The sequence below is a fragment of the Microbacterium meiriae genome, assembly GCF_040685015.1.
In the GTDB taxonomy this organism is placed as follows: Bacteria; Actinomycetota; Actinomycetes; order Actinomycetales; family Microbacteriaceae; genus Microbacterium; species Microbacterium meiriae.
Genome location: NZ_JBFBHD010000001.1, coordinates 295086 through 309772 on the forward strand (window position 1 = coordinate 295086; position 14687 = coordinate 309772).

Annotated in this window: 14 protein-coding genes and 1 tRNA gene; 6 read left to right on the forward strand and 9 right to left on the reverse strand. The window is 70.0% G+C overall.

Annotation, left to right across the window (positions count from 1 at the left end; all coding sequences use genetic code 11):
* Positions 1-31 precede the first annotated feature (31 nt).
* The 7 genes from tmk to AB0N68_RS01535 all read right to left on the reverse strand — a co-directional run bounded on the left by tmk (position 32) and on the right by AB0N68_RS01535 (position 6437).
* Entirely contained in the window at positions 32-661 is a 630-nt protein-coding gene (tmk, locus tag AB0N68_RS01505; protein ID WP_292794916.1) for a dTMP kinase, read from the reverse strand.
* A complete protein-coding gene (gene topA / locus AB0N68_RS01510) occupies positions 658-3537 on the reverse strand; it encodes a type I DNA topoisomerase (protein ID WP_363331988.1) in 2880 nt (959 codons plus the stop codon). Before topA ends, tmk begins: the two co-directional genes overlap by 4 nt.
* 78 nt (positions 3538-3615) lie before the next feature.
* Positions 3616-3945 (reverse strand): helicase, encoded by a 330-nt coding sequence (locus AB0N68_RS01515; protein WP_268776728.1) that lies wholly within the window; start codon positions 3943-3945, stop codon positions 3616-3618.
* Positions 3945-4238 carry a TadE family type IV pilus minor pilin gene (locus AB0N68_RS01520; protein ID WP_268776727.1) on the reverse strand — a complete coding sequence of 98 codons (294 nt, stop codon included), beginning with the start codon at positions 4236-4238 and terminating at the stop codon, positions 3945-3947. The genes AB0N68_RS01515 and AB0N68_RS01520 overlap by 1 nt, the downstream gene beginning before the upstream one ends.
* 62 nt (positions 4239-4300) lie before the next feature.
* Complete coding sequence (locus tag AB0N68_RS01525; RefSeq protein ID WP_259951391.1) at positions 4301-4501, reverse strand: DUF4244 domain-containing protein; 201 nt, start codon at positions 4499-4501, stop codon at positions 4301-4303.
* Positions 4502-4539: 38 nt separating this feature from the next.
* Positions 4540-5439 (reverse strand): type II secretion system F family protein, encoded by a 900-nt coding sequence (locus AB0N68_RS01530; protein WP_292798099.1) that lies wholly within the window; start codon positions 5437-5439, stop codon positions 4540-4542.
* On the reverse strand, positions 5433-6437 hold the full coding sequence (locus tag AB0N68_RS01535; protein ID WP_292798101.1) for a TadA family conjugal transfer-associated ATPase: 1005 nt from the start codon (positions 6435-6437) through the stop codon (positions 5433-5435). The genes AB0N68_RS01530 and AB0N68_RS01535 overlap by 7 nt, the downstream gene beginning before the upstream one ends.
* Positions 6438-6835: 398 nt before the next feature.
* On the opposite strand from AB0N68_RS01535, the gene acs reads away from it, so the two are divergent.
* Complete coding sequence (acs, locus tag AB0N68_RS01540) at positions 6836-8803, forward strand: acetate--CoA ligase (RefSeq protein ID WP_187662152.1); 1968 nt, start codon at positions 6836-6838, stop codon at positions 8801-8803.
* A 98-nt stretch (positions 8804-8901) separates the two neighbouring features.
* Here the strand turns inward: acs and AB0N68_RS01545 are convergent, their stop codons facing one another.
* Positions 8902-9360 (reverse strand): RidA family protein, encoded by a 459-nt coding sequence (locus AB0N68_RS01545; RefSeq protein ID WP_187662153.1) that lies wholly within the window; start codon positions 9358-9360, stop codon positions 8902-8904.
* Positions 9357-9581 (reverse strand): Sp36 family protein, encoded by a 225-nt coding sequence (sp36, locus tag AB0N68_RS01550; RefSeq protein WP_060921874.1) that lies wholly within the window; start codon positions 9579-9581, stop codon positions 9357-9359. The genes AB0N68_RS01545 and sp36 overlap by 4 nt, the downstream gene beginning before the upstream one ends.
* 89 nt (positions 9582-9670) lie before the next feature.
* On the opposite strand from sp36, the gene AB0N68_RS01555 reads away from it, so the two are divergent.
* The 5 genes from AB0N68_RS01555 (at position 9671) to AB0N68_RS01575 (ending at position 14634) form a co-directional block, all read left to right on the forward strand.
* Positions 9671-12232 carry a transglycosylase domain-containing protein gene (locus AB0N68_RS01555; RefSeq protein WP_232089080.1) on the forward strand — a complete coding sequence of 854 codons (2562 nt, stop codon included), beginning with the start codon at positions 9671-9673 and terminating at the stop codon, positions 12230-12232.
* Positions 12223-13164, forward strand: coding sequence for a metallophosphoesterase (locus tag AB0N68_RS01560; RefSeq protein ID WP_187662154.1), 942 nt, complete (start codon positions 12223-12225; stop codon positions 13162-13164). Before AB0N68_RS01555 ends, AB0N68_RS01560 begins: the two co-directional genes overlap by 10 nt.
* A gap of 84 nt (positions 13165-13248) precedes the next feature.
* Positions 13249-13325, forward strand: a tRNA-Pro gene (locus AB0N68_RS01565).
* A 68-nt stretch (positions 13326-13393) separates the two neighbouring features.
* Complete coding sequence (locus AB0N68_RS01570) at positions 13394-13870, forward strand: VanZ family protein (protein WP_363331994.1); 477 nt, start codon at positions 13394-13396, stop codon at positions 13868-13870.
* On the forward strand, positions 13867-14634 hold the full coding sequence (locus tag AB0N68_RS01575) for an HAD-IIB family hydrolase (RefSeq protein WP_280568366.1): 768 nt from the start codon (positions 13867-13869) through the stop codon (positions 14632-14634). Before AB0N68_RS01570 ends, AB0N68_RS01575 begins: the two co-directional genes overlap by 4 nt.
* Positions 14635-14687 lie beyond the last annotated feature (53 nt).

Genomic DNA, 14687 nt, shown 5'->3' on the forward strand with positions numbered 1-14687 from the left:
TGCGTCCGGATGAGGATGTCTCCGGGGAGGATCAGTCGAAGAGTGCGGAGACCCGGGCGCGGATGCGGTCGGCGATGCGCTCGGGTGCGTCCGCGGCATCGATCACGAGGAACCGCCCAGGCTCCGCGCGGGCCAGGTCGAGATAGGCCTCGCGCACGCGGGAGTGGAAGGCCTCCTTCTCGGCCTCCAGCCGGTCGAACGGCTTGTCGGCCGAATCGAGGCGCATGCGCGCGGTGGCCGGATCGAGGTCCAGCAGGACGGTGAGATCCGGAAGAGCCCCTTCGGCGGCCCAGAGCGACAGGTCGCGGATCTCCGTGGCGTTCAGAACACGTCCGGCGCCCTGGTAGGCCACCGAGGAGTCGAGGTAGCGGTCCTGCAGCACGATCTCACCGCGAGCGAGCGCGGGTCGGACGACCGTGGCGACGTGGTGTGCGCGGTCGGCGGCGTAGAGCAGCGCCTCCGCACGCGGGGCGATGTCGCCGCGGTGGTGGAGCACGATGTCGCGGATGAGCTGCCCGACCTCGGAACCTCCCGGCTCCCGGGTGCGCACGACCGTCTGACCGCTCTGCTCCAGCCAGGTGGCCAGGAGGTTCGACTGGGTCGTCTTCCCGGAGCCGTCCCCGCCCTCCAGCGTGATCCAGAGGCCGGAGCCTGCGGTCACGAGTCCGCCTTCTCTGCCGCCTTCGCCGCCGCGTTCGCCGCCCGGGTCGCCGCCGCCTTCTTCGCCGCCGCCGAGCGGGCCGCGGAGGTGGTCGACGTCTTCGCCGTGGACTTCTTCGCGGTGGAGGCGGCCGTCTTCGCCGGAGCCTTCTTGGCTGGAGCCTTCTTCGCGGGGGCCTTCTTGGCCGGTGCCTTCTTGGCCGCTCCACGCTTGGGCGCCGGACCCTTGGCGCGCTTGTCCGCGAGCATCTGCACGGCGATCTCGAACGTGATGTCGTCCGGGGTCTGTCCGCGCGGGATCGTGACGTTCGTCTCACCATCGGTGACGTACGGCCCGAACCGGCCGTCGCGCACGCGGATGGGCTTGCCGCTCACCGGGTCGGCGTCGAACTCGGCCAGCGCGCTCGACGCCCGGCGGGCGCCGTACTTGGGCTGCTGGTAGATCTCCAGTGCCTGCTCCAGAGTCACGTCGAAGATCTGCGACTCGCTCTCCAGTGACCGGGAATCGGCGCCCTTCTTCAGATACGGACCGAAGCGCCCGTTCTGCGCGGTGATCTCGTCACCCGTCTCCGGGTCGACGCCGACGACGCGGGGCAGGCTCAGCAACTGCAGTGCGGTGTCGAGGTCGATCGTGTCCACCGACATCGAGCGGAACAGCGAGGCGGTGCGGGGCTTGGGCGCTGCTTCCTTCTTCGCGCCGCGCTTCCCCTTCGCGCTGGGTGCCTGAGCCTGTCGAAGGTCGACGACCTCACCGGTGGCCTCGTCGACGGCGGCATCGTCGGAGACCGGATCGTTCTCCTGCACGTAGGGACCGAAGCGGCCGTCCTTGACGACGACGACCTTGCCGTTCTCCGGGTTCACGCCGAGGACGCGGTCACCGGCGACCGGCGCATCGATGAGCTCCTGGGCCTTCTCCGGCGTGAGCTCGTCGGGCGCGAGGTCTTCGGGGACGTTGACGATCCGCGGCTTGGCCTCCGGATCCTTCGGGTCCGCCACCTCGAGATAGGGACCGTACTTGCCGAAGCGGAGAGTCGCGGTGTCGGTGATCCGCGTCGAGTTCAGCGCCCGGGCGTCGATCTCCCCGAGGTTGTCGACGACCTGTCGGAGCCCCACGTGCGAGTCGGAGCCGAAGTAGAACGACTTGAGCCACTCCACGCGGTTCTGCTCGCCGCGTGCGATGGTGTCGAGATCGTCCTCCAGCGCGGCGGTGAAGTCGTAGTCGACGAGCTCGGCGAAGTGCTCCTCGAGCAGACGCACCACGCTGAACGCGAGCCATGTCGGCACGAGGGCCTGACCGCGCTTGACCGCATACCCGCGATCGAGGATGGTCTCCGGGATCGTGGCGAAGGTCGACGGACGGCCGATGCCCTTCTCCTCGAGCACCTTCACCAGCGAGGCCTCGGTGTAGCGCGGCTTCGGCGTGGTGCGGTGCCCCTTCGCCTCCGCGGCGGACACGGCCAGCTCATCCCCGACGGAGACCGCGGGCAGGGACTGGTTCTCGGCGGCGTCCGCGTCGCTGCGCTTCTCGTCACGCCCCTCTTCGTACGCCTCCAGGAAGCCCTTGAAGGTGTAGACGGTGCCCGAGGCAGTGAACTCGGCGGTCTGGCCGTCCGCCTCGACCGCGATGGTGACGGTCGTCGTCTCGTACTTCGCGTCCGACATCTGGCTGGCGACGGTGCGCTTCCAGATGAGGTCGTAGAGCCGCTGCTCCTCGCGGTCGAGCTCGCCCGACAGCGAGGACGGCGTGCGGAAGTTCTCCCCCGAGGGACGGATCGCCTCGTGCGCCTCCTGGGCGTTCTTGCTCTTCGACTTGTACACGCGCGGCTTCAGGGGCACCGCGCTGTCGCCGTAGAGAGCCACGGCCTGGTTCCGCGCCGCCTGCACCGCCTGGGTGCTCAGCGCCGTGGAGTCGGTACGCATATAGGTGATGTACCCCTTCTCGTAGAGGCGCTGGGCGACGCTCATCGCCTGCTTCGCACTCATCGAGAGCTTGCGGCCCGCCTCCTGCTGCATGGTGGAGGTCGTGAACGGTGCATACGGGCTGCGGGTGCCGGGCTTGGCCTCGACCTTGGTGACGGTTCCCGCCCCCGCGGCGTCGACGGCTCGCGCCAGGGCAGCCGCCTTGGCCTCGTCGAGGACGACGACCGCCTTCTTGAGCTTCCCGGTGTCGTCGAAGTCGGACCCCCGGGCGAGCTGTCCGCCGTCCACGCGCACGAGGCGGATGCGGAAGGAGGTGCCGGTCGCCGCGGCGTCGGCATCCACGTCCCAGTACTCCGCGGACACGAAGGCCATGCGCTCGCGCTCACGGTCGACGATGAGGCGCGTCGCGGCGGACTGCACCCGGCCGGCGGAGATCCCCGTCTTGACCTTGTACCAGAGCACGGGCGAGACGTCCCACCCGTAGAGGCGGTCGAGGATGCGCCGGGTCTCCTGCGCGTCGACGAGGGCATGGTCGAGCTCGCGGGTGTTGCCGACCGCGGCCTGGATCGCGTCCTTGGTGATCTCGTGGAACACCATGCGCTTGACCGGCACCTTCGGCTTCAGCGTCTCCAGCAGGTGCCAGGCGATCGCCTCGCCCTCGCGATCCTCATCAGTCGCGAGCAGGACCTCGTCGGCGTGCTTGAGCGCGCGCTTGAGTTCGGCGACCGTCTTGGTCTTGCGGTCCGACACCACGTAGTAGGGGTCGAAGCCGTTGTCGATGTCGATGGAGTACTTGCCGTACGCCTTCTTGTCCTCGGCCGGGATGTCCTTCTTGTCGGCGAGATCGCGGATGTGGCCGACGGAGCTGAGCACCTCGTAACCGTCGCCGAGGTATCCCTGAATAGACCGCATCTTCGTCGGGGACTCGACGATGACGAGCTTCTTGCCTTCAGCCAAGGGGCGTCCTTTCTTCGAAGCACACCATACACACCGCTATTCGGGGTCGTTCACAGCGGGCGAGGGGTAAGGCCGCCGTCATGATTCCTCGGGTGGCCCGGCGCGGGCTCGGGAGACGGCGGCGAGTCCAGCGTACGCCGCCTCCACAGACACGGTCGCCACATACCCTTCCAGCGAACAGCTCGTCAACGCCGCCCCGCCTGCCGCGGCGACCCTCGCCGCGAGCGCGCACGGCTCATCCACCGTCGCCACGGCACCGCTGGCGGCATCGGCCGCGGCGAGTGCCGCGGCGTCGGCAGCACCCGCCGCGCGCTGTGCCGTGACCGCCGCACCGCCCACCGCCGCGAGCCCGACGGACAAGGTCGCGCTCACGACGAGGAGGGCGGCCGCGAGCGCCGAGCCCGCCATCACCGGCCCCCATCGAGAGCGCAGCTCGAGGCGCGCAAGGGGAAGCTGATGACGGCGCCGACCGAGACCCGGAGCGTCGCCGTGGCGCACACCAGGTCCCCGGTGGAGGCGAACGAGGCCCCGGCGCCGGGGACCGCCGCATGCACGATGCGCGCAGCCGTCGCCGTGTCCTCGCCCCGTCCGAGCAGGCGGGCTGCGTCCGCTGCCGCATCCTGGAGCGCCACCTGCCGGGACGCGGCCGCGAGAGCCCCGGCCCCGAGCAGCAGCACCAGCACGACGGCGGGCAGCGCCATGGCGAGCTCCGCCGCGACGGCGCCTCGTTCGCTCCCGCCCCGCGGTCGCTCGCGAGGGGCCGTCACGACACGGTCAGGGCGCGGCGGACAAGCCCCGTGAGGATGCCCCGCACCTCATCCGAGCGCATGATGGCCACCAGCAGTCCCGCGAACGCGACAGCGGCCATCGTGGTGATGGCGTACTCGGCGGTCGCCGCGCCGGTGTCGTCCCCGAAGAGAGCGAGGGCGCGGCGTCGGTTCAGGGTGGGAAGGGTGTCATTCATCTTCGGTACCTCTTTCTTCATCGGTGTGGAGGGGGTCGTCAGGTCGGCAGCGGCGTGGCGGCGAACACGCTGAGCAGCAGCGGTGCCACGCCGAGCAGGAGGAATGCCGGCAGTGTGCAGACGCCGAGCGGAAGCAGCAGGCGCGTGGAGAGCCGAGCAGCGCGAAGACGACCGTGGACCCGTGCCCGGTGCCGGTCCTGCGCCGCGGTCGCGCGGAGGAGCTCGACGGCGGGGACGCCGGCCGCGCGGGAGAGATCGAGCACCTCTTGCACACGGTCGCGTCCGGCCGCATCGACCACCCTCGTCTCTGCCACCAGTTCGACAGCGCGGTCGATCGGTGCGCCTCCCGCCAACGCCACCCCCACGAGCTCCGCAGCCATCCCCGGGGTCCCCGGCTGCGGCCACGCGCGGCGCAGCAGAGCCTGCGTCCAGAGCCGGGCGAGGACGACGAACAGCAGACCGGTGACGACGCAGGCGGCCCCCAGAGGGTTCCCGACGATGACGCCCCAGGCGTCGAATCCCAGCGCGACGCCGAGCAGCAGACCGGCCAACGGCATCCAGAGCAGCAGGCGCGCCGTGCCCGCAGGCTCGGCGAGCGCGACCCGCACGTCGTCAGCCGCGGATGCGGCGTCGCGCAGAGCCTCGGCGATCGAGCGCAGCACATCGGCCAGTGGGGCCCCGACGGTGGTGGCGATCTCCCACGCCGCCGCCAACTCCGTCCACATCCCGCCCTGCTCCTCGATCGCGGAGACCAACGGCACACCCTTTTCCGTTCGTGCCAGCACCGCCACGGCCACCGGGTCTCCGGTGCTCGCCAGATGACGCCAGGCGACGAGCGGGACCGCGCCGGCCTGGAGCAGCACCGCGAGCGTCTGCACGGAATCGGCGACGTCGGATCCCTGCTCCGCCGACGGTGCGTGCGCGACGAGCCTCACCACGGCTGCACCTCCTCGATCGCGAGACGATCCGCCGCCATCACGAGCCGGCCGGCCTTCGCGAGTCGCCGCGTCCCGCCCGGCGCCCGCTCGAGATGGAGCACCATGGTGAACGCGCTCACCGCCTGACGCCCGAGGGCCACCGCGTCCATACCGGCGAGCGCTCCCAGCGCCTCCAGCCGCGCCGGCACGTCGGCCAGGCCGCTCGCGTGCAGTGTGCCGGCCCCGCCGTCGTGTCCGGTGTTGAGAGCAGTGAGGAGTTCTCGTACCTCCTCGCCCCGGCACTCCCCCACCACGAGCCGATCCGGTCGCATCCGCAGGGACTCCCGCACCAGCCGCGCGAGATCGATCCCACCCGCTCCTTCCAGGTTGGCCTGACGCGCCTCCAGCGCCACGTGGTGCGGATGCCGGGGTCTGAGCTCCGCCACGTCTTCGATGGTGACGATCCGCTCACCGGGTGGGGCGGCGGAAAGGAGCGCCGACAGCAGCGTCGTCTTTCCGGTTCCCGTCCCCCCGGTGAGGAGGAGGTTCGCCCGGTCGCGCACGAGTCCGCCGAGCCATCGCTGCTGCCGGGCGTCGAAGGCACCGCGTTCCGCCAGGGCGTCGAGGTCAGCCACGTGTACGCGAGGAACCCGGATAGAGATGGCGGTGCCCTGCGCCGCGATAGGGGCCAATGCGGTATGCACGCGCACCCCGGAACCGAGCCGCACATCGACGCACGGCGTCTGATCATCGAGATGGCGGCCGCCGAGGGCCACGAGGGCGACGGCGAGCTCACGGACTTCGCGCTCCGTGGCACGCCAGGATGGCACGCGCTCCGCGCCGCTTCCCCGGTCCACGAACAGCGTGTCCGCGCCGTTCACGAACAGGTCCGTGACGTCCTCGTCGAGGAAGGCGGCGAGCGGAGCGAACGCCGGCTCGTTCCGGAGCGCCTCCTGCGGGGCGCGCACCGGATCCGCGGGCCCTGAGGGCCGCGGGTGGATGACGAATCGATCGGACATACGGCGACGCTAGGCGGCCTGCGGACCTCAGCCAGCGGACGTGCGTGGGCGCTCACAGAGCATGTGCACAACCCCACGGACCGATCCGCAGTGGAGGAGCGGGCGGAGGGCATCGAACCGGAGAGAGCGCTCCCACGAGAAAGGGCGGCACCTCACGGGGGGAATGAGATGCCGCCCACGGCGGCTCTCGATCGGGGGAATCGGGCGCGCCAGGGCCGGAATGAGATTTCGGCTGTCGTCGAGTGTACGCAAGGCGACCGTCCTGACAAAACCCATCCGAGTACCGACTTTCGGCAGTATTCGGCGGTCAGGGGCGGGGATAGATTCGCCCTGACCTGGTCGCACTCCCCCTGCGGCCATGCCTGCATGACCCGAACGCCGCAAAGGAGCGCCTGCCGATGAGCAGTCAGATCGATCACCTTCTCGACGAGACCCGGCGCTTCGCGCCGTCGGAGGAGTTCGCCGCCCAATCCGTCGCCTCGCAGGAGCTCTACGAGCGCGCAGCCGCGGACCGCGAGGGCTTCTGGGCCGACCAGTCACGCGAGCTCGTGCACTGGCACAAGCCCTTCACGCAGGTCCTCGATTGGAGTAACCCGCCCTTCGCCAAGTGGTTCGACGACGGCGAGCTCAACGTCGCGTACAACTGCCTCGACCGTCACGTCGAGGCCGGCAACGGCGACCGCGTCGCGCTGTACTGGGAGGGCGAGCCCGGGGACAGCCGTCGCATCACCTACGCCGAGCTGACGGACGAGGTCAAGCGCGTCGCGAACGTGCTCGAGGGGCTCGGCATCGGTCAGGGCGACCGGGTCGCGATCTACCTGCCGATGATCCCGGAGGCGATCGCCGCGATGCTCGCCGTGGCCCGCGTCGGCGCGATCCACTCGGTCGTCTTCGGCGGCTTCAGCGCGGACAGCCTGCGCTCCCGGATCGACGACGCCGGCGCCAAGCTCGTCATCACCGCGGACGGCGGCTACCGCAAGGGCCGCGTCTCGGCGCTGAAGCCTGCGGTCGACCAGGCCCTGGCCGACCGCGGCGAGGGCGAGCAGCAGACCGTCGAGCACGTGCTCGTGGTCAAGCGCGGCGAGAACGACGTGGAGTGGACGGACGGCCGTGACCTGTGGTGGCACGACGTCGTTCCCGCGGCCTCGGCCGACCACACCGCCCAGGCCTTCCCGTCCGAGAACCCGCTCTTCATCCTCTACACCTCGGGCACGACGGGGAAGCCGAAGGGCATTCTGCACACCTCCGGCGGCTACCTCACCCAGGCGGCGTACTCGCACAAGAACGTCTTCGACCTGAAGCCGGAGACCGACGTCTACTGGTGCACCGCCGACATCGGCTGGATCACCGGACACAGCTACGTCACCTACGGTCCCCTCGCCAACGGCGCGACCCAGGTGCTGTACGAAGGCACCCCGGACACCCCGCACCCGGGCCGTTGGTGGGAGCTCATCGAGAAGTACAAGGTCTCGATCTTCTACACGGCCCCGACCGCGATCCGCTCCTTCATGAAGATCGGCCGGAGCGTCCCGCAGAAGTTCGACCTGTCGTCGCTGCGTCTGCTCGGCTCGGTCGGAGAGCCCATCAACCCCGAGGCGTGGATGTGGTACCGCGAGGTCATCGGCGCCGGCACTGCCCCCATCGTCGACACCTGGTGGCAGACCGAGACCGGCGCGATCATGGTGTCCGCCCTCCCCGGCGTCACCGCCACGAAGCCGGGCTCCGCGCAGGTGCCGCTGCCGGGCATCTCGATCGACGTGGTGGACGAGCAGGGCGTCGAGGTCGGTAACGGCAACGGCGGTCTCCTCGTGGTCACGGAGCCCTGGCCGAGCATGCTGCGCGGCATCTGGGGCGACCCCGAGCGCTTCCGCGAGACGTACTGGGAGAAGTTCGAGGACAAGGGCTACTACTTCGCCGGCGACGGCGCCCGCCTCGACGAGGACGGCGACCTCTGGCTGCTCGGCCGGGTCGACGACGTGATGAACGTCTCCGGCCACCGGTTGTCGACCGCGGAGATCGAGTCCTCCCTCGTGGCACACGAGGCCACCGCCGAGGCCGCCGTCGTCGGCGCGTCGGACGAGACCACCGGTCAGGCGGTGGTGGCGTTCGTCATCATCAAGGAGAGCTACCTCTCCGCCCACGACCCGGCCGGACTCGCGCAGCAGCTGCGGCTCTGGGTGGGCGAGCAGATCGGCGCGATCGCGCGTCCCCGCGACGTGTACATCGTGGGCGAGCTGCCGAAGACCCGCTCCGGGAAGATCATGCGACGCCTGCTGCGCGACGTCGCCGAGGGCCGCGAGGTCGGTGACACCACGACGCTCGCCGACACCGCCGTGATGAGTATCATCTCCGCCCAGGTCAAGTAACGCGAGACCCCGGGTTCACGTCGAGACCCCCTGCTGCAGATGTCTGCAGCAGGGGGTCTCGACGTTTGCGCGGGGTCTCGGCGGGCCGGGCGCGGGGACTACGCGAGGCGGAACGTGACCTCGACCTCGACGGGGCTGCCGAGCGGAAGCTCCGCGACACCGACAGCAGCGCGAGCGTGCCGTCCCTCCTCGCCGAAGATCTCGCCGAGCACCTCGCTCGCGCCGTTGATGACGGCAGGCTGTCCGGTGAAGCCCTCCGCAGAGCCGACGAAGCCGCCGACGCGGACCACACCGGCGATCCGATCCACACCGCCCGCGACATCGGCGGCCGCGGCGAGCGCGTTCAGGGCGCACGTCCTGGCGTACGCCTTCGCGTCCTCTGCGGAGACCTCCGCGCCGACCTTGCCGGTCGCGGGGAGGGCGCCGTCGACGAACGGGAGCTGGCCCGACGTGTAGACGAGTCCGCCGTGCACGACCGCCGGCACGTAGGCGGCGACCGGAGCGGCGACGGCGGGCAGCTCGATGCCGAGCTCGGAGAGACGGGCGGCGACGCTCATGCCTGGCCTCCCTCGAACTGGCGCGAGGCCTCGGCGGCAGCGGCGAGACCGGCGTTGGCCGAGCCGTCCGTCGTCACGGGGCGCTTGAAGTAGGCGACCAGACCGCCTTCGGGGCCCTGCACCACCTGGACGAGCTCCCAGCCCTGCTTGCCCCAGTTGTTGAGGATGGCCGCGGTGTTGTGGATCAGCAGCGGCGTGGTGAGGTACTCCCACGTGGTCATGGCACTCCTGTCGATCAGGGCGCGTCCAGGGCAGACCGGGCCGCGCTCGTCAAAGCCGGTATTCAGGGAACTCCCCTACGATCAAGCGTATGCCCCAAAAGAACCGCACGGTGAAGGGCGTGCTCGGCGGTCTCGTCGGGCTCGTCGGACTGAGCGCCATCGCCGGTCTGCTGGTCACCGCCAGCGTCACCCCCGTCCTCGCGATGACCGGCGTCGCCGGCTCCACGGCACTGACGATCTTCGATGAGCTGCCCGAGGTGCTCAAGGTCGACACCCCGATGGAGCAGTCGACGATCTACGCGACCAACCCCGAGGGCAAGCCGGTCGTGCTGGCGTCGTTCTACGAGCAGAACCGCGTGCCGGTCACCTACGAGCAGGTCGCACCGGTCCTCTACGACGCGATCCTCTCCAGTGAGGACAAGAACTTCTACACCCACGGCGGCGTCAACCTCGGCGCGACCGTGAAGGCCCTCGTCGACAACGTGCGGGGCACCTCCAGCCGCGGCGCCTCGACGATCAGCCAGCAGTTCGTGAAGAACGTCCGCATCCAGCAGTGCGAGCAGAACGTCAACACGGCTTCCGAGACGTATGCGGACGAGCTGCAGCAGTGCTGGCAGGACGCCACCAACGCCTCCGGTGTGGACGGCATCGAGCGCAAGCTCCAGGAGATGCGCTACGCCATCCAGATCGAGAAGGACTACTCGAAGAACGACATCCTCCTCGGGTACCTCAACATCGCGAACTTCGGCGGCACGGTCTACGGGATCGAGGCCGCCGCGCGCTACTACTTCTCGACGTCGGCGGCGAAGCTCACCGTCGGCCAGGCGGCGACGCTCGCCGGCATCGTGCAGAACCCGAACACGTACCGCATCGACAAGCCCGGCGGAACGTACACGACCGACGACGGCGTCGCGCACAACTCCGCTGAGGACGGCTACAAGGACGCCAAGGATCGCCGCGACTACGTGCTCGGCCGCATGCTCACCGACGGCAAGATCACCCAGGCCCAGCATGACGAGGCGAAGGCCGCGGCGATCGAGCCCGCCATCAAGGTCCCCACCCAGGGGTGCGCGGCCGCCGGCCGCAACGCGTACTTCTGTCAGTACGTGAAGTCGATCGTCGAGAACGACGAGGCGTTCGGTGCGGACATCCAGGAGCGCCGTGACCTCCTGCGCCGCGGTGGCCTGAAGATCTACACCACGCTGGACTTCCGCGTGCAGGACCCGGCGGCCGAGGAGATGGCCAACGTCGTCCCCGCGAACTTCGACAACAAGTACTTCGGCGCTGCCGGCGTCTCGATCGAGGTCGGCACGGGCCGCATCCTCTCCATCACGCAGAACACGAAGTTCTCGGAGACCCCGACCACCGACCAGCAGTACTCGTCGCTCGTCTTCGCCGGTGACCAGAAGTACGGCAAATCCGGCGGCTTCCAGGTCGGGTCGACCTACAAGCTCTTCACGCTCATCGACTGGCTCGAGAAGGGCCACTCCGTGCGGGAGAACCTGAACGGAACCGTGCAGACCAATCTGCAGATCCCGGTCTGCGGCAGCCCGCAGTCGACGGACACCGCGAAGATCGGCAACTTCGGCCGCAGCCGCGGCTATCCGGGGACGCCGATGACGTTCACCGCGCAGTCGCTCAACAGCGGGTACTTCGCGATGGCCTCCAAGCTCGACGTCTGCGACATCAACAAGGTCGCCGACAAGATGGGCGTCACCCTGGCCAGCGGCGAGAAGGTCACGGAGGAGAACGTCCCCTACGACGTCCTCGGCCCGAAGAACATCTCCCCCATCGCGATGGCCAACGCCTACGCGACGGTCGCCAGCGGCGGCACGTACTGCACGCCCCGCGCCATCGACAAGGTGATCGACGCCGAGGGCAAGGAGCGTCCGCTTCCCAAGGCGTCCTGCACCGAGGGCGTGCTCTCGAAGGAGGTCGCGGCGACCGCGGCCTATGCACTGCAGGGCGTCATGGCCGGCGGCGGCACCGGCGCGCGAGCCAACCCGTTCGACGGCACCCCGCTGATCGGCAAGACCGGGACACACGACCTGTGGTCGACCATGATGATCGAGTCCAGCACCAAGGTCGCGACCGCGGTCTGGGCCGGCCGCTCGAACGGCAACCACGACAACGTGTTCAACGTCTGGACCGGCAGTCACCTGCTCAACGAGGTGCGGTACCCCCTCGCGAGGGCCGCGCAGCATGCCGCGAACCAGGCGTACGGCGGCGACCGGTTCCCGGAGCCGGACGGCAACCTCATCCGACAGATCCGGGTCGACGTGCCGGATGTCGTCGGGCAGACCGTCGAGGAGGCGACCGCGACCCTCGAGCGCGCCGGTTTCGATGTCTCCGTGGGCGCCCCCGTGGACAGCGACAAGGCGACGAACATCGTCGTCGAGCAGAACCCGTCCGGTCAGGCGGCTGCCGGAGCCACGATCACGATCTCGCCCAGCAACGGCAAGGGCGCGACCGTCCCCGACGTGACGGGGCAGAGTCCGACCGAGGCGAACGCCGCCCTCGTCGCCGCCGGCTTCACGACGGTCGAGCGAGAAGGATCCTGCAACGCGGAAGGGGCGACCGTGACCGCGACGACCCCCGCTGCGAACTCCGCGGCCACGAAGGCCACGCCGATCCGAGTGTCGTGCAAGTAGGCGCGTCCCGCGCGGCGCACCCGGCCCTCATCGCGCTCGGCGCGGTGGGGGCCGTCGGTGCGGCCGCGGCGATCTGGGGTATCGGCATCGAGCGGTATCTGTTCACGGTGCGGGAGGTCTCGGCAGAGGCGCTTCCGACGGGCGCGGCGCCGCTGCGCATCCTGCATCTCTCCGATGCGCACATGGCGCCCTGGCAGCACCGGAAGCAGGACTGGCTCGCGTCCCTGGCCGACCTGAAGCCCGACCTCATCGTCAACACGGGCGACAACCTCGGGCACGAAGAGGGCTTGCAGGGCATCCGCCGGGCGTTCGCTCCCTTCGCCGGTATTCCCGGGGTGTTCGTGCACGGCTCCAATGACGTCAACGGCCCCTCCCCCCGGAATCCGCTGCGGTACTTCTCCGGACCGTCGCAGAAGCACCGCGAGCCCACGCTGCTCGACACGGCAGCGATGGACCGCTACTTCACGGACGAGCTCGGCTGGGCCGACCTGAACAACACGGCGACGCGCCTCACGGTGCGGGGCGCCGCCGTCGACCTGTTCGGCGTCGACGACGCCCACCGCGACTGGGAGCGGCTGGACGTGCTGCCTGCGGCCCTCGAGGCGCTGGGCCCCCGAACGGATGCGACGCCGGTGCTCGGAGTCACGCACGCGCCGTATCAGCGCGTGCTCAACGGTTTCGTCGACCTCGGCGCGGACGCCATCCTCGGCGGGCACACGCACGGCGGGCAGGTCTGCCTCCCCGGCTTCGGGGCCATCGTGGCCAACTGCGACATCCCACTGAAGCAGGCCAAGGGGCTCAGCACCTGGACGCACGGCGACCGTTCCGTACCCCTGAACGTCAGCGCCGGCTGCGGACACTCGATCTACGCGCCGGTCCGCTTCGCGTGCCGCCCCGAGGCGACACTGCTCACCCTGACCCCGCGCGCCTGACCCGCGAGACGGATCCGCCACGCGGGTGGGAGGGCTCGATTCGGTGCTGGAGGCATTTCGCTGTAGACTCGGAGGGTTGCAAAACGGGGTGTGGCGCAGCTTGGTAGCGCGCTTCGTTCGGGACGAAGAGGTCGCAGGTTCAAATCCTGTCACCCCGACCAGTGACACGAGAAGGCCGCCCGCAGGGGCGGCCTTCTCTGTATCGGGATGTCGTGCGAGAGGGGAACGCATGGGGAGGCTCCTGCCACCGCCGCGACGTTCGACGCGCCTGTGGGCCGTCGCCCTCGGACTCCCCTTCCTCATCGGGGTGGCCCTCCTCACCCTCACGCCTGCCCGCGTGGAGCAGACGATGCCCAATCTGCTCGATCTCCTGCTTCGCGCTGTCCAGCGGCTCGGCTGGACGAGCCTGGACTTCACGCGCCTCGAGGTGCTGGCGAACATCGCCGTCTTCATCCCCGTCGGCGTCCTCGCCTTCCTGCTCGTCCCCCGTCGTGCGTGGCCGCTGTCGCTGCTCGTCGGCCCCGCGCTGTCCCTCGCCATCGAGACCGCGCAGTATGTCGCCCTCCCCCATCGCGCTGCGATCGTGAGCGACGTGGTGGCCAACTCCACCGGCGCGACCATCGGCGTCGTCCTCGCGATATTCTGCACGCTGCTCGCCGCCACACCGTCCTCCCGGCCGCGAACACCTACAGTGGAGGCATCATGACATCGCCCTCTCTCGTCGCCTTCGACCTCGATGACACGCTCGCGCCGTCCAAGGGCACGATCGACCCGCAGATCGCCGCGCTTCTGGGTGAGCTGCTGCGGTCCGTGGAGGTCGCGATCATCTCCGGCGGCAACGAGGCGCAGTTCCGCTCGCAGGTCGTCGCTCAGCTCGCGGGTGCCGATCCGGAGGCGCTCGCCCGCCTGCACCTGCTGCCGACGTGCGGCACGCGCTACCTGCGGCATGACGGCACCGACTTCGTCGCGGTGTACGCGCATGACCTGAGCGACGACGAGAAGACCGCCGCCCTCGCCGCCCTGCGCGAGGAGGCGGAGCGCCTCGGACTGTGGGAGGCGGAGCCCTGGGGGGAGATCCTGGAAGACCGCGGCTCGCAGATCACGTTCTCCGCGCTCGGTCAGCAGGCGCCGCGCGACGCGAAGCACGCGTGGGATCCGACGGGCTCGAAGCGCGGAGCCCTCCGCGATGCCGTGGCCGCACGGCTCCCGGGCCTCGAGGTGCGTTCGGGCGGCTCGACCTCGATCGACATCACCCGCGCCGGGATCGACAAGGCGTTCGGCATGCGGCAGCTCGCCACCCACACCGGCATCGACCTGACCGCGATGCTCTTCTACGGCGACCGCCTCGACGAGGGCGGCAACGACTACCCCGTCCTCGCGCTCGGAGTGCCGTCGGTGGCCGTCGAGGGCTGGGAGGACACGGCCGCCCGCCTGCAGGAGCTGCTGCCGACCCTCTCCACCCGGGTCTGACACGCTCGCCCGCACGACTTCGGCACGCCTGCACGACGGGAGGGCGGAGTCCG

Coding starts and splice junctions, on each gene's coding strand:
- acs (WP_187662152.1), top strand. CDS start 6,836: ATGAGCAGTCAGATCGATCACCTTCTCGACGAGACCCGGCGCTTCGCG.
- AB0N68_RS01535 (WP_292798101.1), bottom strand. CDS start 6,437: ATGTCCGATCGATTCGTCATCCACCCGCGGCCCTCAGGGCCCGCGGAT.
- AB0N68_RS01545 (WP_187662153.1), bottom strand. CDS start 9,360: ATGAGCGTCGCCGCCCGTCTCTCCGAGCTCGGCATCGAGCTGCCCGCC.
- AB0N68_RS01570 (WP_363331994.1), top strand. CDS start 13,394: ATGGGGAGGCTCCTGCCACCGCCGCGACGTTCGACGCGCCTGTGGGCC.
- AB0N68_RS01555 (WP_232089080.1), top strand. CDS start 9,671: ATGCCCCAAAAGAACCGCACGGTGAAGGGCGTGCTCGGCGGTCTCGTC.
- AB0N68_RS01515 (WP_268776728.1), bottom strand. CDS start 3,945: ATGGCGGGCTCGGCGCTCGCGGCCGCCCTCCTCGTCGTGAGCGCGACC.
- AB0N68_RS01520 (WP_268776727.1), bottom strand. CDS start 4,238: ATGGCGCTGCCCGCCGTCGTGCTGGTGCTGCTGCTCGGGGCCGGGGCT.
- AB0N68_RS01525 (WP_259951391.1), bottom strand. CDS start 4,501: ATGAATGACACCCTTCCCACCCTGAACCGACGCCGCGCCCTCGCTCTC.
- AB0N68_RS01575 (WP_280568366.1), top strand. CDS start 13,867: ATGACATCGCCCTCTCTCGTCGCCTTCGACCTCGATGACACGCTCGCG.
- sp36 (WP_060921874.1), bottom strand. CDS start 9,581: ATGACCACGTGGGAGTACCTCACCACGCCGCTGCTGATCCACAACACC.